The sequence below is a fragment of the Bacillus multifaciens genome (assembly GCF_030756675.1).
GTDB lineage: Bacteria > Bacillota > Bacilli > Bacillales > Bacillaceae_G > Bacillus_A > Bacillus_A multifaciens.
The window spans coordinates 1-21,410 of record NZ_JAVBXD010000019.1 but is presented as its reverse complement, the minus strand read 5'-3'; the positions used below and the strand labels follow the sequence as shown (position 1 = coordinate 21,410).

Here is a 21,410-nt window from a genome sequence, read left to right as displayed (position 1 = left end):
TTCTTTTTACATGAGAATATTCACTTTTTTCACATGAAATCATTCATCTCACTTAATCTTTATTACATTGGCAATAGCATTGTTACAGAAAAACCATTTGTACCATCTACAATTATCGTCCCATTAATAGAAGCTGTACGCTCTTCCATGCCGATAATGCCGAGCCCCTTTTTCACTTGCGGTACACCATTCCCATTGTCTTTCACTTGCACCTTCACAACAGTATTAAGCACATGAATATCAATTGAAATAGCTGTGGCCTCAGCATATTTCATAGCATTCGTTAACGCTTCCATTACATTTTCTCCAATGATTTTCCATTGTATTGGGGAAATAGCATCCAAATTCCCCTTATGTACAAATAAAATTTTCATATCATGTTTCGCCGCAAATTCATCTATGAATAATTTCATACGATGAATACCAATTTGTTCAGTTGGTGGTTTCATATTTTTCAACGTAATTCTAATACTCTCAATTCCGTCCTGAGAAATACGAATGGCGTTTTGAAGCAACTCTGCCGATTTCTTCTTATCAGAATCCATCAATTTTTTCGCAGCTTCCATTTGAATTAACGCAGATGTCATAGAATGACCAATTTTATCATGAATTTCTTGGGATAATCGATTTCGTTCTTCTAGTTTAAATGTGTATTCCGATTGTCTGATGTATGCTTTATTTTCATTCAAGTTTTTTGTGAGCCTTTGCAAATCTTTTCGCATCATGTCATTTTCTGCTTCGAGTTTACATAACCTTTCCGTATATAGCTTGGCCATTGTAAAAACAACAAAACTAAATACAGCGATTAAACCGTATGTCATACGTATATTTTCATGGGCAAACATAACTGGAAGAAGCATAATAAAAAGAAGCATCTCTCTTTTCTGTATGTAATAAGAAGTATATTCATATAAATTCAGCGGTAAAAATAAAAGTAATAACGGATGAATTTGTTCATACGAAACAGCTATAGTCACAATTGATATAAATATAATCACTTTTTTCACTGCATCTATTTTGAAAATATAGATCGTAACATTTATACAAAGATACAAAAGTAACGTAAATACAATCCATGGCAAATTTGTAACATTAGAATGGACATAACTAAACACGATGTAAAGGAAAACGATAAGCTTACTAATAATCATCCAAAAATTCATTTTTTTATTCCACAGTTCCTGTTAAATAATAAATTGCAATTTGCGTACGATGCCCAAGCCCTGTTTTATTCAGAACTGACGTAATATAGTTCGCAATCGTCCCTTCTGATATAAAAAGCTGTTTTGAAATCTCTTTATTCGAAAAGCCTTTCGCAATCAGAGCAATAATACTAAGCTCTCTTTCTGTGAAAAGACTCTTATCTATTTTTGATCCTTCTTCTTTATTGCCTTGTAAGTTAGATTTAATTTTATCAAGAACTACATCTTGCATCACAGTATTGCCGTGATGAACACTTTTTATTGCATCTCGAATTCGCTCTGGATCATTATTTTTTAATAGATAACCTTTTGCCCCATTTTTCACTGCATCTAAAATGTATTCATCATCATCAAATGTCGTTAAAATAAGCGGCTTTGTTTTTGTTTGTTCGCAAATTAATTTCGTCGCTTCCACGCCATTCATATTTGGCATACGTACATCTAAAAGTGCAATATCTACATCATGTTTTTGGCAATAATCCAAAGCCTCTTGTCCATCATTAACTGTTTCTAACACTTCAAATTCTTCGTATGTACTTAAAATGATTTTCATGCCTTCTCTTATAAAAGAATTATCATCAGCGATTATCACTTTTATTTTCATAGCTGTAAGTAAGTGTTACCTTACTTACATTCACACCCTTTCAATATACAATTTTACTATTCTTCATTACCTATTTCTTTAACGTATTTCCGAAAGAAGCCTCTATCTTCAAGCGCATAACAGACAATATCCACCTGGCACTGTTATTCCTTACATGTTAACCGATCATTTAGATTTAAAAGATTTTATAAACAAATTAACTGTCCTATTTGATTACATTCTTCTGCAAACCATATTGCTCCATCTGGTCCTATTTCACCGGTTACAGTCATTCTTCCTATTCTATTTCCCTTATGTTCCGTAAACCAAAGAGCTCTATCAACACCGACCGTAATTCCATATGGCCCTAATTCAGCCATAGGAAGACGATATTCATTAATTTTTATTTGCATTGAACTCACCCCTTTTTGATTGATGCATGTACTTATTATATGAAAACAAACATTGTAAATATTTCCGTGAATGCAATTCCTTTCCCTTCATTATTTAGAAGAAAAACTACAAAAAATTCCATCCCAACAAAATGTTGAACTAAAACTCAAAAAAACCTTTCACCGCTACATTTAAAGCTATGAAAGGTTTTCATTTTTATCTTTTATTAGTATAGAGATGATATATTTTCCCGCATTATTATTCAAATATTTTCATTATATAAGCACTTTTAACCCTTCCAAAACTAACCCAATCATAAAGCCGCAAACAGCACCATTTACACGAATCCACTGCAAATCTTTCCCTACATTATTTTCAATCATTTCAATTAGCGTTTGATCATCTAGCTTATCAAGATTTTCTTGTACAAGTTTCCCAATTTTAGAATGATTGTTTTCGACAAGGGTTACAATTTGTTTTTGTAGCCAATCATCTATTTTTTGAATCATTACTGGATCTTCTTTTACTTGACTCATTTGCGCCTTTAAAAATGAAAGAAGGTATTTATCTATAAACTCTTCTTTTTTTACAAAAGCAACTGCTCTTTCCTGTACTTGAGCTAACAATTCTATTATTTTTTCATTTGCTTTCCAATTTGCAATCAAACTTTCTTTCCAATTCTCCAATTCCTGTAATACCGCTTCATTTTCCTTGACTTGAATAATTTCCTGACGAATCTTCATTAATATAAGTTGTCTTGTGCTATTATCAGGATTTTGTAAACTACTAATATTACTAATTACAAACTTCTGCAAAATGTTTCCGATTTTTTCTTCATCGACAATATTCATAAAAGATTTAAGCGTAAACTGTAAAAATCCATCTACTTTTATATTTTCCATCGCTTTCATGCCTAAACTTCCGAGCTGATAACGTGCTTCTTCTTGAAGTGTCCACTCTTTTGCTTTCACTAACATATAATCAAGTGTTTTTTCATCATATTCTTGTACGACTAATTGATCAATAAGGACCTGCAGTATATTTCCTGTGTTAATCGTATGCAAATACGTTTTTAATTCTTTTTCAATGACAGTCGCTAATTTTTCAGTATTCATTTGAAGGATTGCTTTTTCAGCAATTGTAACAATGCCTTTTTTCACGCTATCCGATTGCATTTCTCCTTCCGCGATTTGTAAAACGACTTGTGCTAACTGCATCTCTTTTACTTTATTTGTTATACTTTCTTTTGTCAGCCAATCATTTTCCAGTGTGGAAACAAGTCCTTTCGTAATTCGTTTCCGATTTTTTGGCAGTAGCGCTGTATGCGGAATTGGGATTCCCATCGGATGACGAAACAGCGCCGTAACTGCAAACCAATCGGCAAGCCCACCTACTAAACCCGCTTCAAATCCACCTTGTATAATTCCACCTGCTATCGTTCCTTGAAATGGGAGTGTTGCGGCAAACCCAACTCCCATCACTCCAAGGGAAATTCCCGCTATATATTTTGATTGTAATGACATTTCAATTGCACATCCTTCTTTATGTAAAATAAGCTTTTCAATCTATAATTAAATCCTTTAACAAAAGCATATATCTATACTATAATGAATGCCATTAAAAACCACAAAGAATTCATTATAAAAACGAGAGGCCTTTGCACCTCTCGCTTTTATAATTTTATGATATTGTTAAAAATTCGGCAATCGGTCCAAGCACAAGCACCGGTAAAAATGTTAAAGCACCTACTATAAATATTGTACCAAGTAAAATCCCGCCAAACAAACGACTGTCGGTATGGAACGTACCAATCGTTTCAGGTACAATTTTTTTCTTTTTAAGTCCAACTGCAACAGCAAGCATCGTAATGATACTAAAATAACGACCAATATACATAACGAGACCTGTTGAAATATTCCAAAACGGTGTATTATCATTTAATCCTTCAAACCCAGAGCCATTATTCATCGCAGACGATGTATATTCATATATAACTTGTGTTAAACCATGAAAACCAGGATTCGAAATGCTATCTGTTCCGAAATGTGTTGAAAAAGCAATTGCTGCAGCGCCAAGAATAAGTAATGGCTGAGACACAATGGTAATAGCGATTAATTTCATTTCTTTACCTTCTAATTTTTTATTCAAAAACTCCGGTGTACGTCCTACCATTAATCCTGCCAAAAATACGGCAATCATCGCATACATGATAATGTTCATGAACCCAACTCCAATCCCGCCAAATACAGTTCCTAAAAGCATATTTATAAGCGGAACCATTCCTCCAATTGGTGTTAACGTATCATGTGTAGTATTCACGCCACCTGTCCCCGAAGCGCTTGTAACAGTTGCATATAAAGCAGAAGATATAACGCCAAGACGCATTTCTTTCCCTTCCATATTTCCTTGTGAACTTTCTATACCAATTTGATTTAATAACGGATTTCCTTTCAATTCAGATAAGGCAAGTGTAGAAAACCCAGCGATAAACAAAATAAACATCGATACAAAAAACATTCTTCCTTGTTTCCGATTTCCAACCATCCGTCCGTATACAAACGGAAATGCCATTGGAATTAACATTTGCAGCATCATTTGCAGCACATTACTAATCATATTTGGGTTTTCAAAAGGATGTGCGGAAACTGTTCCAAAGAAACCGCCGCCATTATCTCCAAGTTCTTTAATAGCTAGTAAAGACGCTACTGGCCCGCGTGGAATGACCTGTTCCGTCCCTTCTAACGTTTTTGCGATAATTGTAGAATCTAATGTTTGCGGTGTTCCTAATGCTAGAAAAATGAGCGACGCTACAAATGAAATTGGTAACAATATCCTTACAATAGATTGAACAAAATCAACAAAGAAGTTCCCAATTTTTTTACCTGCTAGCACACGAATAAACGTAATCCCAATCGACAGTGAAGTTGCAGGTGCTGCAAACATCATAAACGTTATCCCAGCCATTTGAGAGAAATAAGATAAATTACTTTCGCCCCCATAATGTTGTAGATTCGCATTTGTCATAAACGTAATGGCTGTATGAAATGCTAACGTTGGCTCCATTCCAGGAAAATGACTTGGATTTAACGGTAACATCCCCTGTAATCGAAATATAGAATATACAACAAGTATAAAAAATAGATTCGTTATAATTAAACAAAACAAATATCGCTTCCAGCTTTGACTATATCCTTTAATGCCCGCGATTTTAAACAAAATTTTTTCTAGTGGCCCAAATATCTTTTGAAATGGTTCCTTTTGCTGAAAAGCATTGTATATATAATCTCCCATTGGTTTCGCAACAACTACAAATAGACAAATTGTAATTAGACTTGTAAGCCAGTTCACTCTTTTCCTCTCCTCTGCTACCTCTATATTTCCCTACAAAATATAGAAATAAGTTTTATTTCAAAAATTTACCATAAAGAGAATAAAAGAAAACACTAGGCCGCACCTAGTGTTTTTTACACACAAGTCCCCCTCTCAAAACGCTGACGAGGTTAGCTGTCGGATTCGGACCTTGAGAGTAGCCCTACCTAAAAAGGATTCACCCCGAGTGACAAAGCACAAAATTGGTTCCCCCGCTCCTATTGGATTAAGCGATATTCGGCTGTAAATTTTTCCATTTGTCTGTTAATATACTCTTCTAAACTCTTATTGTAAAGAGAGAAAATGCGAAAAAAAGAAAACTTCCCTTAATGAAAGTTTTCCTTCCACATACTAGTCTCAATAAACCGCCACTACAAAAATAAATGCGATATACAAACAAAGTGGACTGTATAACCACGTATCAAACACGGAAAATTTTGTTCCCTTTACTTTTTTAAAGAATCCAACGTACTTCATATCACCAACTGCACGTAACAAGAAAATCCCAGCTAAAGCCATACATCCCCATTTTGTATAACGACTCGGATTCCAGAACCCCAAGTATCCACTTTGCGCTAATAGAATCATAGCAAAACATAAAATGGCAAGTGCCACTGCAAAAGTCCCTATTTTCCGCGGAACAAAAGCATATTCGCCGATGTCTTTTTTCATCGGAAGAACAACCTTACTCCCCCATGATCCACCACATGCCCAGTACATATGAATGAGACTGATGAACACAAGTATGCTCGCACCTAAAATGATGAAAAATGCTGCCATTGTATTCCCTCCTTATACATATGAAAAACCATTTTTCTTCTTCATAGTTTCTCTAATTTTTAGGAACTCCCTTGCAAATATAACCCAATATAAGGAAATCTTCAGCTTATAACTTACGGATAGGACTCATAACCGCAATAAAAACTTCCACCATCTTTGCAGCTGACGCCAATGCAAACACTGCAACTGGATTATAGCTAGAGATTATCCCACCTATTAAAGCTCCTAATGGCATAGCAAGACGAGTAAGTACTCGCGAGAAGCCTAGAACCCTTCCCTGTATTTCGGTAGGCACTGTTTCTTGCCGGATTGATGCTACGATCGTGTTCCAAGCTATATTACAAGTCATCACAACACCAAGGGCAATACCGGGTGCTAGCCAATATTTACTCCAGATTGCACATGTTAACCCAATTGCACCTATACCTAGAAGAACAGGGATAAGAATGCCACGCCGAAAGTGCCTTTCGAGTGGAACTGCAATAATACTTCCTATAAGTCCTCCAACTCCAATTAAGGTGTAATTATAACCGCTTTGCTCAGCAGATAGATGTAATGTTGAAAGCATATAATACATGAACACGCCCAGTACAGCACTCGCACCAAAGTTACCAACCGAAGCTTGAAGAGATAAAGCAAGGTTAAGCCGATTATTCGTCAGCCATTCCAGTCCCTCTTTTAGATCTCTCGCTATGCTTTGTAATACATTGCCTTCTTTAACGCCGACCTTATTTCTCCCTAATTCAGGTAAGAGTAATACTGCGATTACAGTAGCTGCAAAGGAAAAGACATTTAACCAAAGCGCGTTAAACCCTCCAATTATGGCGATTATCATACCTGCTAATGTTGGACCTACTAAACTAGCAATTTGATTAACCATTTGATATGCCGAGTTCGCTTTTGTTAACTTTTGACCTGCAATAAACGGAATTGCTGTAACAGTAACTACATCAAATAACATAGATAAGACAGCTAGAATAAAAGAAATAACGTATAGATGCCAGATTTGGAGCACCTCCAAAAAATGGAGGACTGGAATTAGTCCAACCAAGAACATACTTCCTAAATCAGCTATCCACATCAACCTTCGTCGATTCCAACGGTCTACTATTACACCAACGATAGGACCAAATAAAACAATTGGTAATACACTAGTAGCAAAAAGCGAACTCATAACTACTGCCGAACCAGTCAACTCATAAGCAATCCAAGGAATCGCAAATGTATAAAGAGCGTCACCGAGCCGAGAAATAAGTATACTAGAAACAAAAACCATATAGGAACTAGGTAAATGTGTAACTTTTGATAACCAATTGTGACTATTTTCTTTCGTTGGCAACGATGAGTTGAACCTTGTGTCTTTTTTAAGGGTCAATCCTAGTCCTCCTTTCTGTATATAAATGTTATAACTTATTTAAATTTCGCTATTCAGACAGGAATTGCGAAATATTTCTGAATCTTACAAATCATATTCTTAGTTTAACATAATTTTGAGTGAATCCTCTTACTTCAAAGATAGTGTAACCAGACAGCATATGATAAAAAAATTTTGGAATATAAAACTACTATTTTTTTGCGAAAAAAGGAGTCCTTCCCTAAATCAACGAATTTGTTAATTACAACTTAAAACATAAGATGACTGAAGGTGACTAGATGGTAATTTATATCGCGTTATTACGAGGTATTAACGTAAGTGGACATAATAAAATTAAGATGGCTGAACTAAGAAGTACCCTCGAAACACTAGGCCTTAGCCAAGTGCAAACGTATATTCAAACTGGCAATGTCCTTTTCAAATCGGATGAAAGCAAAGAGCAGCTACGCCTCCGAATTGAGGATGCAATCAGAACCAATTTTGGCATTTCAATCATCGTTATCTTAAGAACAGCTGATGAACTGGAGCGAATCATTGTAGAATGCCCATATGCAGATGTCCCTTTAGCTGAAGGAGAAAGCATTCATGTTTCCGTGTTGACAGAAGCACCGCCACAGAAGGTAGTCGATCGATTGGCGAGCAGTGAACGTAATAACGACGAATACTATATCCATGGACGTGAAATTTACTTCTTGTTTCGGCAAAGCATTTTGAATTCCAAGTTGGCAAACGGTATGCAAAGTCTTGGGAATACAGCAACAACGCGTAACTGGAATACAATCAATAAAGTTGCGGCGTTAGCAAAAGCAATGCAAGTTTGATTGTATTGTATGGATCAAAACCCTATAGGCGAGCTATAGGGTCTAGATTATTCTTGACATATAATACTCATTAACAAATTCTTCCCCAATGATAAGAGAATGACGTTTTATTCCTTCAATTTCAAATCCTGATTTTTTATACAAGGCTATTTCCGCATCTGCTATTTTAATTTTTCGAATTTGTACATTTTCCATTTTCAACATAAATTCCTTTCTCTAAATTAGTAAACTTCTCCACTAAACCGATATGTAGGACACCCTCCTATATTCGTTTTCACTCGAAATACTCCACCAGCGTTTGCATCTGCAGTATCCATTTTGGCCGTAGTAATGTATAACTCGTTTAAGTCATTTCCGCCAAATGTACAAGAAGTTACATATAAAGCAGGGATAGGAATACTTAGCAACTGTTCTCCAGTCATAGGATTCCACCTCGATACTTTAGAACCACCCCAATGGGCAATCCACAACATTCCTTCTTCATCAATTGTCATTCCATCAGGAAGTCCGTCTTCTTTTCGTATGAAAACAACATCTCGTGGATTTTCAATATTTCCTGTGTAAATATCATAATCAAAACGAACTACTTTTCTTGTCGGTGTATCTATGAAATACATATACTTATGGTCTGGTGACCACGCTAATCCATTAGAAGTACTTACATGTTCTACTTTCTTTTTTACAGTTAAATCGGTATTTAAACAGTAAAGAGCTCCCTTTCCATCAATACCAACACCTTCTGTGGTCCCTGCCCAAAACCGACCTGCCGGATCACATTTCCCATCGTTAAAACGATTTTCTTGTAAATGGCTTTCAGGATCACAAATATCTCGTAGTTCTTCCGTATCCGGATTTAAAAAATAAAATCCATTCTCTAGAGCAAGAATCATTTCACCACATTCACTTGGAGCAATTGATCCTACCATCTGTTCAAGACAGATTTCCTTATCTTCATTTGTAATAGGATTATAGATATGAACCTTCTTCCCCAATATATCGACCCAATACAATAGCTGCTTTTTACTATCCCAACAAGGCCCTTCTCCAAGAGTAGCCTTCGCATCAATGACTAGTTCTAATTCACCTAACAAATTAATCCCTCCACATTAAAGAATATTCTGTCTTTTTATAATAACATGTAATAGTTTTATATTTTTATTAATGGCAAACATTATTGCGGATTTGAAAACACACTATACCCATTTCAAGAATACGATCAACTTATAAGAACGGGTACCGATGTGAAATAATTTCTTTAATTTGTTGAGTATTGAACATAAATCCATCTCCTTTTTATATTTTCACAAGCGGACATTTAATTACCATTATTTTCATTTTTAATTATTGACATATATTAGCACTTACTACTAATATTAAGTTATATAAGCAAGTACAAAACGGTAAAGGAGGAAAAATAAATGAGTTCAAAAACACGAATTACAGCTATTGGTACCTATGTACCTGAAAAGAAGTTAACAAACTTTGAGCTTGAGCAAATGGTTGAAACAAATAATGAGTGGATTATTCAAAGAACAGGAATTCATGAACGTAGAATAACTCGTCCTGATGAATTCACCAGTGATTTATGTGTATCTGCAGTAAAAGATTTGATGCACCGATATAATAAAAAAGTCGAAGATGTAGATATGATTATTGTGGCAACTAGCACGCCAGATTTTCCATTCCCATCTGTCTCCAGTATAATTCAGGACAAATTTAATATCTCCCAAACAGGTGCTATAGATTTAAGTGCAGCGTGTGCAGGATTTGTTTACGCATTGCATACAGCACACAGTTTAATTTCTTCTGGGCTCCACAAAAAGGTACTTGTTATCGGGGCAGATACAATCTCGAAAATTACCGATTATACCGATAGAAGTACATGTATTTTGTTTGGTGATGGTGCTGGTGCAGTATTAGTTGAAAGGGATGAACAATCAAGCAGCTTCATTGGATTTCACCTAGGAAGTGATGGAAGAGGAGCACAACATGTATATCAACCTGGACTATCGAAAAAAGTCAATGGGATTGAGTTAATCGATACTCAATATCTTGTACAAAATGGTAGAGAAGTTTTTCGATGGGTTGTAAGGAATGTTCCTGATAATATAAGACAGCTTCTAGAAAAAACGCAAACGAGTTTAGATCAAGTTGATTGGTTTATACCCCATAGCGCTAACTTAAGGCTGATAGAACCGATTTGCGAAAAATTAGAATACCCATTGGAGAAAACCCTTTATAGCTTAATCAACTTTGGAAATACCTCTGCTGCAACAATTCCTTTAGCTCTTGATCTTGGAATCCGTCATAGAAAAGTCAAGAATGGGGATCGAGTTCTTTTGTATGGTTTTGGATCTGGTTTGGTTCACGCTGGACAACTTTTAGAAATAAATTTTGACCAACTAATTAATGCTCCAACCCCGTTGTGATAGATTTTTTCGTAATGATGAACAAAGAAATGAATTTGATTTTAAAAACTGGTTGCCAATCGACAACTCAGTTTTTCTTATCTTCAATTATCGGGCGCGATAATTGAAGATAACGTTTTTTTGGTAAAACAAAAGTTTGAAGGTACGAACTAAGGATTATTTATATAATATGAGAAAGGCTGTGAAGTTATTTGAGAGGTTATAAAGCAATGCTATTTGATTTAGATGATACCTTACTTAATAGAGATAAGGCAGTAGATAACATGTTTTTAATTATTTTAGAAAAGTGTTATGAGGATGTTAAACATTCAGTAAAAAATGAAATGTTACAGAAATTCAAAGAATACGATAAAAAAAGCTACGGCTATGGTGATAAAACAACCGTTTTAGAATCATTTTTCGATGAATTCCCACCAAAATATAGATTGCCACGCCATTACATTCAAGATTTTTGGAATAATAATTTCCCTCATTGTTTTTCTATAAACCAAAATACTATAAATATCGTAAATACTCTAAAGATGCATGTTAAAGTTGCGATTATAACAAACGGCCTAACTCAGAGACAAAAATCTAAAATAATTAACACGAATTTAGATAGTTGTTTTGATATAATCATTATTTCTGAAGAAGTGGGATTTAGTAAACCTGACAAACGCATATTTGAATTAGCATTAAATAAGCTTAATGTGCAACCAGAAGACGTATTATTCGTTGGAGACGACATAGAAAAGGATATCGGTGGTTGTCAGAATGCAAATATAAAGGGCATTTGGTTCAATCCCCATATGATCGAGAATGATACCGAAATAAAACCATATGCCGAGATCCATTCTTTTGATAGATTATTAAGTTATTTCCCACAAACGAGCGCGATTGCGGAGTAATACAAGAAAATGTGCAAGCTTTATATTAAAGAGCCAAAACTCCCCTTCAGACCGCTTATCTGAAGGGGAGTCCTTATCTACGTCATTGATTCTAACTTATAAGACGCGTAATTCGCTTCTTCTTCCATGACAACCTATAATATCCGTATTGCAAAAGTAAACTCACAATAAACGCAGCTGGATATCCAACCCATATTCCTTTTATCCCAAGACTCGTATGATATGACAGGAAATAAGCAACTGGAACTTCCACAAGCCAAATCGCTATAACCGCAAAAATAGTCGGCCACAATACAGTTCCGCTCGCCCTCATTGTTGCCCCAATAACTTGCGCATGACCGAAAATTAAGTAACTCCATAACGTAATCATAATAAGACTATGTGCAATATCAATCGTATTTTGACTCGTTAAAAAGAGTGCTAAAATTTCTTTTGAGAACAAATAAATAAAAGAGATTAATATTCCACCAATTACATAGTTCATAACAAGTCCTGCCCTGATTACTTTTTGCAGGCGATCGAATTGATTTGCTCCAATGGATTGCGCTGCAAAGATGGAAACGGTAATCCCAAGGCTCACTGCTGGCATCTGTACATAACTTGCCACTTGATTTACTACTCCATATGCTGCAGTTGCATCTGATCCAAAGCGATTTACAAAGGAAATAACGGCAATCTCTGATAATGAAACAAGTATCATATTAATACTTGCTGGAATACCAAGACGTAATAATAATTTTAACAACTCCCCATCCATGCGAAGATACTTTCGAACCGTTGCATCAAATTGCAATGGATGTTTGGTTTTTCTTAAATAAACTAACAGAATAATAAATGTAACAATTGTTGATATAACAGAAGCATATGCTGCGCCGTACACACCGAGTTTCGGCAGGCCGAACCACCCAAATATAAGAATAGGTAAGAATGCCATATTTAGTCCTGTACTCACAATTAAAAAATAAAATGGTGTTTTTGAATCCCCTGCTCCGCGCATAAATGTTGTATATGCAAAATACAAAAATAGCACTGGCATAGAAATAAATAAAATTCGTGCATAATGAACACTTATATCAATAATATTTTCCGGCGTACCGACTAGTCGCATAATATCCATTGCAAACATACTACCCACTACCGCTAATATCGCTCCAAGTACAAACGTAAATGTCAACGTTGTACCAATAATGGCCTTTAAGCGGTCTTCATTACGAGCCCCAAAAGCCTGACCAATTAAAATCGAGCTACCAGAACCAATCCCAATTACAAATGAAATGAGTAGAAAAAACAACGGAAAGAAAGCGGAAATAGCAGCTAATTCATTAATACCAAGCCACCGCCCTACTACTACCATACCAAACAACTGTCCAAGTGACTGCAATACATTACTTAACAGTAAAGGAATAAGAAACATAGCCATAGAACGCCATATCGGTTTATTTTCTGTTCCTTCTTCAGTTATTTTCAAGTTTCATAACCCCTTTTATTGAGAAATGTTGCGATTATATCCTCGCTCTCCAAACGGCTGCAATTTCTCTAACCACTTCTCTTCTAATTTCTTTAATTCTTCTTTTTCATTAAAATATCCCGTTTCTTTCTTTTTCAGCACTTCTAATATTTCAAATTCAAAAACATCTGCCCCGTATTCCTTCCAATCATCTTGCAATGCCTTATTCGTATGAGAACCCATATTAAGTAAAAGCTGTCTTCCACTCATCGTTTTGAAATTTCTTGTACTCTCTACATACACTTTTTCGTTCTTTATATTTCTAATACAATAAATCCCTCCTTCTATTTCTGTTTCTTTATACAGTTGTTTTAATTCTTTTTTTCTATTCAATTTCCTTTCTCCTTTCATTTTATCTATATATATCTTTTAGCCATCTAAGTCACTGCTATGCAGAATTCAACATGTATGCTACTTGCTTGCTCCATTTGTTTTAACCTGGCATGTGGTAGAAAAAGGCCCTGACCGCTTCTATGCATGGCCAGATGCTCTCGCCCATCTAAAAAGAAAGATGTTTTTTATATCGATTTTTTAATTTGTATTTATCTACATTGTTTTCTATAATTTCACCCAGTACTGACTTCCATCAGATGTTCTGCCTATGAAACCATATTCAATTAAATACCTTCTTAACGTGACATAATCAGGAAATACACGTTCTAAAATCTCATTAACTTCTTTTTCTGTATATTTTTGATCGCTATCAAACTTTTTCACTAAATGTTTCAAAATAATGAGCTTTCGCTTTTGTTTCTTCGGAAATTTAGAAAGCGGTCCGTCTAATCCTTCTGTAAAATGTAATTTTAAAACTTCTTCATTCTCCTCTTCGGTAATGTCATACCGATGATCAAGCATCGTAGCTGTACGATGAATCGGGAGAAATTTAGGTTGATTCGTCGCTTTTTCTTCTGACAGCTCCATAAGCGCAAGAAACACTTTTGCTTGTTTCATCTTCTCCCTTAATGTAAAACGATGATTTCGAATTGTTGAAGTGCTTCCACCGTCCATTTCCTGTACAATCTCTTTATCGTTTAAACCCATATGAAAGAACTGGACCATCTTCTTCTGCAAATCTGTTAAACCAGTTAATTTCTTATCCAACCCTAATAAATAGTCGAACATAGAAATATGTTCGTTTGCGATATGAAGTTGTGTAAATTTCTCTGCTTCATAGAAAACGTTCTGTTCTTGATAAATAATACCTTTCATAAATTTTTCTCCACAAGCTAAACAAATGTATTCTTCAGTGTCCTTCTCAAATACATATCCTTTTTTCAATTCCTCAACCGTGGCATTCCAAAACCATTCTGAAATATCATTCATGCTAAACAATCCCCTAAAAAGTTTATTTTAAAAACAGACAAATTATGATTTGGTTTATTTTTATTTATAATAACATAGTGAAAATAAACATTTCAACGTTCTGTTTATCTATTTTCAAACAAAATTAAATAACGTTTGTATCTTTAGGATTTTACATCCCTCCAATAAACCAAAATTTTTATCAACGAAGAATCCCTGTCCATCGGTAGTGCAATAAACAAATGCAAATTTTGTTTACAAATGTATATCAAAAATAAAATAACAAATAGGACTAGTCACCATACTAGTCCTATTTCTCATTAGTTCTATTAAAATTTTTTTCTTAATTAACTTGAGGATAATAACAGCAACTATTGTAGATAAAAAGACGAAGAATAATTGAAGATAGTCTTAATGAAATGATTGATTGAAGCTGTCTAAAGTTAACACTGCAACGCATGTCCTTATTTCACCAAAAAGATTTTATGCTTTTGGTTTCATCCCTGCCGATGCAATTGTAACAAGTGCAGTGTTTTCTCTTCTTTACTCCCTTTATGTTCAATACGCTTTGTCACGATCCCATCTTTCATAAACAAAATACAATCTCCTATCTCCGCTGCCACGTCCATCATATGTGTGGAAAAAATAACAATTGTCCCATTTTTCTTGATGTCTTGTAAAACTTCAACGAATGCATTAACCCAAAATGGATCCAAACCATTTGTTGGTTCATCTAATAATAATAGTTTCGGTTTCCCTAACAACGCTTGTCCAAATACTAAGCGTTGCCGCATTCCCTTTGATAAATGTTTTACAAGTTCATTCCTCTTTTCAATTAGACCGATTTTTTCTAAAATTTCCTGTATTTGTTGTCGACTGACCTTTCGTAACACACCATAAAAAGTAAGAAATTCATGTACAGTCATCATTTCCTGTGCATGGAAGTCATCTGGCATATATCCAATTTGCGACACGTATGCATTCCTATTTTCATGGAGAGCAATACCATTCAAGACGATCGTACCTTCTGTCGGTTTTGAAATACCTGCCAATATATGAAGAAGTGTACTTTTTCCCGCACCGTTCCCGCCGCATAGTACGATGCATGTTCCCCCGTCTACTTGAAGTGAAAAGTGAGAAAGTGCTTGTTTTTTCTTATATTCTTTTGAAACCTCTTTAACTTGTAAAAGTGTCATTGCATTTTTCTCCTTTCTAGCTTCCATGCAGAAAGAGTAAAACCAAAAGCCATATAGATCAGTGTATATAAAATGAGAACTCCCCACGCCGCCTCAGATTGTAAGAAAGTAATAAGAGTATCGTATGCTTGTCCAAATATCGCACCGCCGCCTAATTGAACAACAAATACGATGCGAAGCAATTCAGCAGGATTAATCAACAAAGCTATTTTTAGAAGCACAGCAATCATCGGATACGGAACAAGGCTAAGAACAGCGATAAGTGCAGTAGGCCAAATCATAATTAAGAAAAACCAAACCCCAACAGATATTGTTAGCGCCTGCCATCTTGTTATGACAAAAGAACCGATCACAACACCGATTATTAGAAAGAAAAGCATTAATACTACCCCGAATACATAAAGAGCCAGCACCCATTTCATAGATAATGCACTTCCACTAATAAGGCCGATTATAAGACTTATACCATAACTAAGTGTAAAAATAATGAGCTGCGCTGTAAATTGTCCGAACGCTTTTCCTATTACGTAAGCAACACTAGAAATGGGATATGTACTTAATAACCGCCACTGGCCGTTTTCCATTTCATTCGCAACAGAAAAAGAACTGATAATAAGCATAAATAACGGTATAATATACAACACTAAATTCGCCATTGTACCTGTTATATTTGTATATCCTGTTATAGTAGGTGTATTTCGCTCTAGTAAAAATAGCAAAGACAGAACGCTCGTCCAAAGAATTACAAATGTATAAGATGAACGTTGTCTTATCGTGATCCGCCACTCAGATTGCCAAATGTGCCACATAATATCCCTCTTTCCACAAAAAAGGACAACCGGAGCGGTTGTCCTTTTTTATTAATGAGAATGATTCATATCCTTTTTCTTTGCATTCTCTTCTTTTATTTTCATCATCATATCCATGTTTTTGTTCCATTCATGCTTTTCTAAATCTTTTGCTGCTAACACTTCGCCTTTATTTTTAGAAACAAAGCTGTCCGCATCTTTTTTATCTTTGAAAGAAATCACATTATAAGCCATCGGTGTTTTAATCTCTTTGTCATAAACATAAGTCGCTTTTTCTACTTCAACCCACTCTTTTGTATTGTAATCACGTACAAATTTTGCTTGTAACTTTTCATTCTTGTTTTTATTCATCCATTTGTACATACAACCAAGATCATCAAATTTTAATGATTTACCGTTTTCAAGAATTACTTCTGTTCCGAATTGATCGTTCGTCACAAGCATATTACAATTGGCACATTTATCATTTTTCTCGTCAATTGCGACTGGCTTAACTTCCTTTTTTCCGCAGCCAACTACCGTCAATAAAAGAGCTGCAACTATTGTAATAAATAAACCTTTCCATTTCATCTTCTTTTCCTCCCAATTTTAAATAAAGTGATACTTATTGCTAACATACTCACACTGATTATTCCGATTTGCATCTTAAATGAGGATTTGTTTTCTTCCTTCTTTCCTCTCATTGTCATCATAGGCTCATAATCAGTTAAAACTTGATTTTCAGGACTTTTCAACAATGTTTGGAGTACAATCATACCAGGTGCTTGGAAAAACAACTGATATTCAGGGACTTCATTTGTTAGTGTTAGAAAAAACGGATCTGCTCTATGTGGAATGCTACTAATACCATTTCCCTTTGTATCCAGCTTCAAGGATGCGTCCCAATAATTATGTATAATTTTGTTTTCAGTGCTGTTTATCGCTTGAGACTCATTTACATTTCCAACAAAGACATTGTTAGACACATTATTTTCATTCGCATTTTTAAATTGCATGCCAATAAAGTTCCCGTTTACTTCATTATCTGAAATACGGTTGTTATTCGCATTTTCCACATACATCCCAACACGATTATAAGAAATTCGATTTCCAATCGTTTCCGTGTTCTCTGCATCATACAACAATAAACCCTGTGCGTTGACATTACGATTATTGAAAGTTAACCCGTTCCTTTCAATTTTCGTTTCTTTTGTTCCCATCACCATGGCACCTGTAATATTGTTGTGTGACTTGTTATCCTGTACGGTTATATGATTAGAAAACATAATGTGTATACCATAACGAGAATTTCCGATAGCATTACGAGTTATTCGATTAAAATGACTATTTTCTATATAAATGCCATCTCTTACTTTATCAATCTCGACTCCTTGAATCATATTGTTATTTGATTCCCATAAATCAATTCCGTTTCCTTTAGAGTTCCCTTTAATAGAACCACCTTCTACAACCGTACCACTAGTCTCGTTAAATTTAATCCCGAACTGCTTTGTGTAGATTTGAAGATTTTTCAACCTATGATTCTTACCTGTAACACGAATAGCTTCGGTATCTTTCTCACTACTGCATTGTTCTACCTTTATATGCTTTAAGGTGACAGATTGTCCTTTTACCGTAATAACGGGTTCTTTACGACAAGAACGAACAGTAACTTCTCCCATCCCTTCCAAAGTAACAGGTTTTGAAAGAACGATTGCTTCATCATAATTACCACTCGGTATTTTGACGATTCCATATTCAGGAGCAGCGTCAATTTGAGATTGCAACGTATCCTGTGCATAGGTATGGAATGAACAACTTAAAAAAATGATACAAAAGAGAAAAAAAACTCGAGTTATTTTCATATAGCAATCTCCTCAAATATCAGTCGACCTACATGAAGGATAACAAACAATTGTGTGGAATTTGTGAAGTAATTTTGTATTTTTTGACAAAAAAAGATATTTTTAAATATAAATTCATTTTACTTTTTCAACATATAAGTCACTTGTATAAAGAACAAAACGTAGCCTGCACTCACTTTCTCCTTTTGTTTTAAGCCTGGCATGTGGCAGAAATAGGAACTGACCGCATCTATGTATGGCCAGATGCTCTCTCTCATCTCAAAAGAAAAAGATTTTTGTGGCGGTTTTTCACTTTGTATTTATACATGATTCCTCTATAGACTAAAAAAATAGGAGGCTATACTAATGATTAAAAAAGAAATGTTGCAAAATGGAGTCAAGCAAGTTTTTTACGAAGAAGAATGGTACCCACCGATATCAGAAGCATTAAAGAATCTTACCGCTGCACAAGCATGTTGGCAACCAGAAGGAAAGGCCAGTAATACGATTTAGGAAAATGTAAACCATTTACTAACCTTTAAGGAGCGCTTACTTTCCCGCTTACATCAAGATGACACATTTGTTGCTCCACAAAATAATGATGACACGCTTGTCCAAGGTGGACCTAATGATGATGATGCTTGGCAACAAACAGTGAAGCGAACACTTCAAGTACATGATGCCTTACAATCTTCATTAACATCCCTTCAAGAAGCAGAACTGGATCAACCAAGTCCTTCTCTACCAGTTTGGCAACAATATCTGAATATCCTTTTGCACGATGCTTATCATACAGGACAAATTGTACAACTTCGCAAACTCCAAGGTTCATGGCCAGCTCAGCGTTCATATTTATAAACGATGATTAAAATTGCTTGAGTTTCACACCCAACAAAACAATTGAAAGTAGCTAACTGTTACATCAAATAAAAACCTTGCTTTGGGGTAATAGGCCCAGATTGTAAAAGGCTATTCCATCACCTCTTCAAAGCGTAACTACAATAAGGACAAGCCAGTTTTAGCTTGTCCTTGTTCTATGCCGCCCCGCGAATTCAAACGGCAATCACACAAAGCCGCTATTCGCCTTAGATCTATCACCCCTGCCACAACACAGGCTTTGTCACCATGAACCATAACATCGCCATTAAAAGAACAATGTAAATCCAAATCGAACGCCGCAACAATTGAATCAAGGCGTCCTTGTCTTGGCCCGTTTCGCTGAATTTCCGAATGGTCGGCGAAAAGGCGCGGGCCAGGAAAAATAATGAACTCGCCATGAGAATAAGGGTCATCACTATCCAAGGGGTTTTCCAAGTCCAAGGGCCCGCCAATACAAGCAGAACCCCGGATGCAACCAGCACATGCCCGGCATGTTTGGCCAGTCTGACCGAAAATCGGAATACATCCAGATAAGCCTGCTGCGCGCGGGCCTCTGAAGCCCGCAGTTTTTTGATAAGCGGAAGCAATACAAAAAACGGGCCGATGGATAAGATTACACTGAAAATATGTACATACAGAAGCAGTCGATACAACATGTCCATCCTTATATCACATTAACCTACGATGGGACGGAACTCATGAACCCAAACTCTCATATTTGGTAGCCACGGCATGCCAGGGTGAAGAGACAGGATAGATTGCTTGTATTCCTCCACATTCGCATAGCCTTCTTGACGGGCATGCTCATCAGTCAATTCGCCAAGTGACTGCGAATAGACCTTCTCCACAACATAACGGTGACCTTGAAGCTCCATCACTTCCCCGACATCCGCATATCTCCCGTTGCGGCGAGTAGCCGTTTTCTGTCCTGCAAGCACTTTTTCAATGTCCTCCTGAATCGTGATGAGACGTTCAATCGTACATATTTTTGGCGGTAAAGCGTTCGTTTCATTTTGGTTTGTCATCTGGGTCACTCTCCTTTTTTCATTTAAACATAAGCCCACTTTATCATATAAAAAAATTATTCTATATAGCAAGTTTCTACTTAATAGGGATAACAAACTTTCATACAATGTTTATACGATAAACACCAATAATAGGAAAAAGCAGCGCTTGGTTTTGGTGCAAAAACCTCAAGATAATTGCAATTAATCTCTGAATCTTGGACATATTGATACTAGTACTCTAAAAAAGGAATATAATCGGTATGGAAAATCAAAATTTGTTCAAATGGAAGTATTATCTACCTGGTATTATTTTACTAACCGTGTGATGGTACCTACACGGTACAACCTCAGTTTTCGTGATTTGGTGGAAATGATGGAGGAACGAGTTAACAATACATTTAAGTGAAAGATTGTGTGATAAGCTTATTTTACTAAACGGAGTCACAACACATCACTATCAAGCTAATATTTTGGAGTATCCCCAAAATGGAAGTTTCACTTTATCTCTCCATAGTTGTCTACGAAAATTCAGTTCATTTTTTCATTTTGGGGAACAAGAGATTTCTTAAGTTGATGGATATGCGGCTAGACCCCAAATAGTAAAAAGGCTTGATTTCTTGTGAAGGAATCAAGCCTTTTTTATGTATTATTCAATCGCAACGATAAATGAATGCTTATTACTAAAGAAGAAGTCTCCATGTCAAAGGAATGAGAACTAAATGACTGATAAATATAAACCAAGAATATTTTGCTACTAATTTTCCTTCCATAAACTCCACTCCTTATGTAAATCTTATAATTTAAGAAAATATTATCAAACTTTATTTAAAAGTTGCATTTGGCTATCCCCTTGATCGTGAGTATTTAGAATTAAGTGATGCTGAAAAGAAAGAATATAATGGTCATTTGGTTAATGAAATGGAAGTAGAATAAAAAAAAGAACCTGGATTTAATCTGTACCCTTTGTAAAGGACATTTTGAAAAAAAGTTATGCAACATCAAGAAGATGATTTCTGAATTCAACAGGGGTCATCTTCTTTAAATTCCA

The 21,410-nt window shown here is 35.5% G+C and carries 21 protein-coding genes, 2 pseudogenes and 1 riboswitch; of the genes and pseudogenes, 5 read left to right on the top strand and 18 right to left on the bottom strand.

Annotated elements, in window-relative coordinates:
• Nucleotides 1-62: 62 nt before the first annotated feature.
• The 7 genes from Q9306_RS13435 to Q9306_RS13405 all read right to left on the bottom strand — a co-directional run bounded on the left by Q9306_RS13435 (nt 63) and on the right by Q9306_RS13405 (nt 7,603).
• Nucleotides 63-1,163 carry a sensor histidine kinase gene (locus Q9306_RS13435; protein ID WP_306199189.1) on the bottom strand — a complete coding sequence of 367 codons (1,101 nt, stop codon included), beginning with the start codon at nt 1,161-1,163 and terminating at the stop codon, nt 63-65.
• A 4-nt stretch (nt 1,164-1,167) separates the two neighbouring features.
• A complete protein-coding gene (locus Q9306_RS13430) occupies nt 1,168-1,806 on the bottom strand; it encodes a response regulator transcription factor (protein WP_306199187.1) in 639 nt (212 codons plus the stop codon).
• A 185-nt stretch (nt 1,807-1,991) separates the two neighbouring features.
• Nucleotides 1,992-2,198: a virginiamycin B lyase family protein gene (locus Q9306_RS13425; protein WP_306199185.1), complete on the bottom strand. Its 207-nt coding sequence runs from the start codon at nt 2,196-2,198 to the stop codon at nt 1,992-1,994.
• 255 nt (nt 2,199-2,453) lie between these two features.
• Nucleotides 2,454-3,701, bottom strand: a complete 1,248-nt coding sequence (locus Q9306_RS13420) for a DUF445 domain-containing protein (protein ID WP_306199183.1) — start codon at nt 3,699-3,701, stop codon at nt 2,454-2,456.
• Nucleotides 3,702-3,858: 157 nt separating this feature from the next.
• Nucleotides 3,859-5,526 carry a potassium-transporting ATPase subunit KdpA gene (kdpA, locus tag Q9306_RS13415; protein ID WP_306199181.1) on the bottom strand — a complete coding sequence of 556 codons (1,668 nt, stop codon included), beginning with the start codon at nt 5,524-5,526 and terminating at the stop codon, nt 3,859-3,861.
• Nucleotides 5,527-5,653: 127 nt separating this feature from the next.
• A riboswitch (cyclic di-AMP (ydaO/yuaA leader) is annotated at nt 5,654-5,790 on the bottom strand.
• Nucleotides 5,791-5,904: 114 nt separating this feature from the next.
• Complete coding sequence (locus Q9306_RS13410) at nt 5,905-6,327, bottom strand: DUF3995 domain-containing protein (RefSeq protein WP_306199179.1); 423 nt, start codon at nt 6,325-6,327, stop codon at nt 5,905-5,907.
• A gap of 106 nt (nt 6,328-6,433) precedes the next feature.
• The gene (locus tag Q9306_RS13405; RefSeq protein WP_306199294.1) at nt 6,434-7,603 is read right to left on the bottom strand and encodes an MFS transporter; all 1,170 of its coding nucleotides are present in this window, start codon (nt 7,601-7,603) and stop codon (nt 6,434-6,436) included.
• A 377-nt stretch (nt 7,604-7,980) separates the two neighbouring features.
• On the opposite strand from Q9306_RS13405, the gene Q9306_RS13400 reads away from it, so the two are divergent.
• Nucleotides 7,981-8,523, top strand: coding sequence for a DUF1697 domain-containing protein (locus tag Q9306_RS13400; RefSeq protein WP_306199177.1), 543 nt, complete (start codon nt 7,981-7,983; stop codon nt 8,521-8,523).
• 42 nt (nt 8,524-8,565) lie between these two features.
• On the opposite strand, the gene Q9306_RS13395 is transcribed toward Q9306_RS13400, so the two are convergent.
• Together Q9306_RS13395 and Q9306_RS13390 are read right to left on the bottom strand one after the other, a co-directional pair.
• Nucleotides 8,566-8,718, bottom strand: coding sequence for a GNAT family protein (locus tag Q9306_RS13395; RefSeq protein ID WP_306199175.1), 153 nt, complete (start codon nt 8,716-8,718; stop codon nt 8,566-8,568).
• A gap of 26 nt (nt 8,719-8,744) precedes the next feature.
• The gene (locus tag Q9306_RS13390) at nt 8,745-9,614 is read right to left on the bottom strand and encodes an SMP-30/gluconolactonase/LRE family protein (RefSeq protein ID WP_306199173.1); all 870 of its coding nucleotides are present in this window, start codon (nt 9,612-9,614) and stop codon (nt 8,745-8,747) included.
• Between the two features lie 327 nt (nt 9,615-9,941).
• Between Q9306_RS13390 and Q9306_RS13385 the strand changes: the two genes are divergently transcribed.
• Together Q9306_RS13385 and Q9306_RS13380 are read left to right on the top strand one after the other, a co-directional pair.
• A complete protein-coding gene (locus Q9306_RS13385) occupies nt 9,942-10,952 on the top strand; it encodes a ketoacyl-ACP synthase III (protein WP_306199172.1) in 1,011 nt (336 codons plus the stop codon).
• A 209-nt stretch (nt 10,953-11,161) separates the two neighbouring features.
• A complete protein-coding gene (locus Q9306_RS13380) occupies nt 11,162-11,839 on the top strand; it encodes an HAD family hydrolase (protein ID WP_306199170.1) in 678 nt (225 codons plus the stop codon).
• Nucleotides 11,840-11,930: 91 nt separating this feature from the next.
• Here the strand turns inward: Q9306_RS13380 and Q9306_RS13375 are convergent, their stop codons facing one another.
• The 7 genes from Q9306_RS13375 to Q9306_RS13345 all read right to left on the bottom strand — a co-directional run bounded on the left by Q9306_RS13375 (nt 11,931) and on the right by Q9306_RS13345 (nt 18,497).
• Nucleotides 11,931-13,259: an MATE family efflux transporter gene (locus Q9306_RS13375; RefSeq protein WP_306199290.1), complete on the bottom strand. Its 1,329-nt coding sequence runs from the start codon at nt 13,257-13,259 to the stop codon at nt 11,931-11,933.
• 63 nt (nt 13,260-13,322) lie between these two features.
• Nucleotides 13,323-13,679: a GIY-YIG nuclease family protein gene (locus tag Q9306_RS13370; protein ID WP_306199168.1), complete on the bottom strand. Its 357-nt coding sequence runs from the start codon at nt 13,677-13,679 to the stop codon at nt 13,323-13,325.
• A gap of 225 nt (nt 13,680-13,904) precedes the next feature.
• Nucleotides 13,905-14,669, bottom strand: coding sequence for a DUF2087 domain-containing protein (locus Q9306_RS13365; protein ID WP_306199166.1), 765 nt, complete (start codon nt 14,667-14,669; stop codon nt 13,905-13,907).
• 476 nt (nt 14,670-15,145) lie between these two features.
• Nucleotides 15,146-15,844 (bottom strand): ABC transporter ATP-binding protein, encoded by a 699-nt coding sequence (locus Q9306_RS13360; RefSeq protein WP_306199164.1) that lies wholly within the window; start codon nt 15,842-15,844, stop codon nt 15,146-15,148.
• Nucleotides 15,841-16,653: an ABC transporter permease gene (locus Q9306_RS13355; protein WP_306199162.1), complete on the bottom strand. Its 813-nt coding sequence runs from the start codon at nt 16,651-16,653 to the stop codon at nt 15,841-15,843. The genes Q9306_RS13360 and Q9306_RS13355 overlap by 4 nt, the downstream gene beginning before the upstream one ends.
• 51 nt (nt 16,654-16,704) lie before the next feature.
• The gene (locus Q9306_RS13350) at nt 16,705-17,223 is read right to left on the bottom strand and encodes a nitrous oxide reductase accessory protein NosL (RefSeq protein WP_098918257.1); all 519 of its coding nucleotides are present in this window, start codon (nt 17,221-17,223) and stop codon (nt 16,705-16,707) included.
• On the bottom strand, nt 17,220-18,497 hold the full coding sequence (locus Q9306_RS13345; RefSeq protein WP_306199160.1) for a right-handed parallel beta-helix repeat-containing protein: 1,278 nt from the start codon (nt 18,495-18,497) through the stop codon (nt 17,220-17,222). The genes Q9306_RS13350 and Q9306_RS13345 overlap by 4 nt, the downstream gene beginning before the upstream one ends.
• A gap of 345 nt (nt 18,498-18,842) precedes the next feature.
• Here Q9306_RS13345 and Q9306_RS13340 point away from each other — a divergent pair.
• A pseudogene (locus tag Q9306_RS13340) lies at nt 18,843-19,334 on the top strand (DinB family protein).
• Between the two features lie 236 nt (nt 19,335-19,570).
• Here Q9306_RS13340 and Q9306_RS13335 read toward each other — a convergent pair.
• A complete protein-coding gene (locus tag Q9306_RS13335) occupies nt 19,571-20,011 on the bottom strand; it encodes a DUF2269 family protein (RefSeq protein WP_306199288.1) in 441 nt (146 codons plus the stop codon).
• A gap of 18 nt (nt 20,012-20,029) precedes the next feature.
• Nucleotides 20,030-20,380 carry an ASCH domain-containing protein gene (locus Q9306_RS13330; protein WP_306199158.1) on the bottom strand — a complete coding sequence of 117 codons (351 nt, stop codon included), beginning with the start codon at nt 20,378-20,380 and terminating at the stop codon, nt 20,030-20,032.
• Nucleotides 20,381-20,622: 242 nt separating this feature from the next.
• On the opposite strand from Q9306_RS13330, the pseudogene Q9306_RS13325 reads away from it, so the two are divergent.
• Nucleotides 20,623-20,747 (top strand): annotated as a pseudogene (locus tag Q9306_RS13325) (IS6 family transposase); the annotation flags it as partial.
• Nucleotides 20,748-21,410 lie beyond the last annotated feature (663 nt).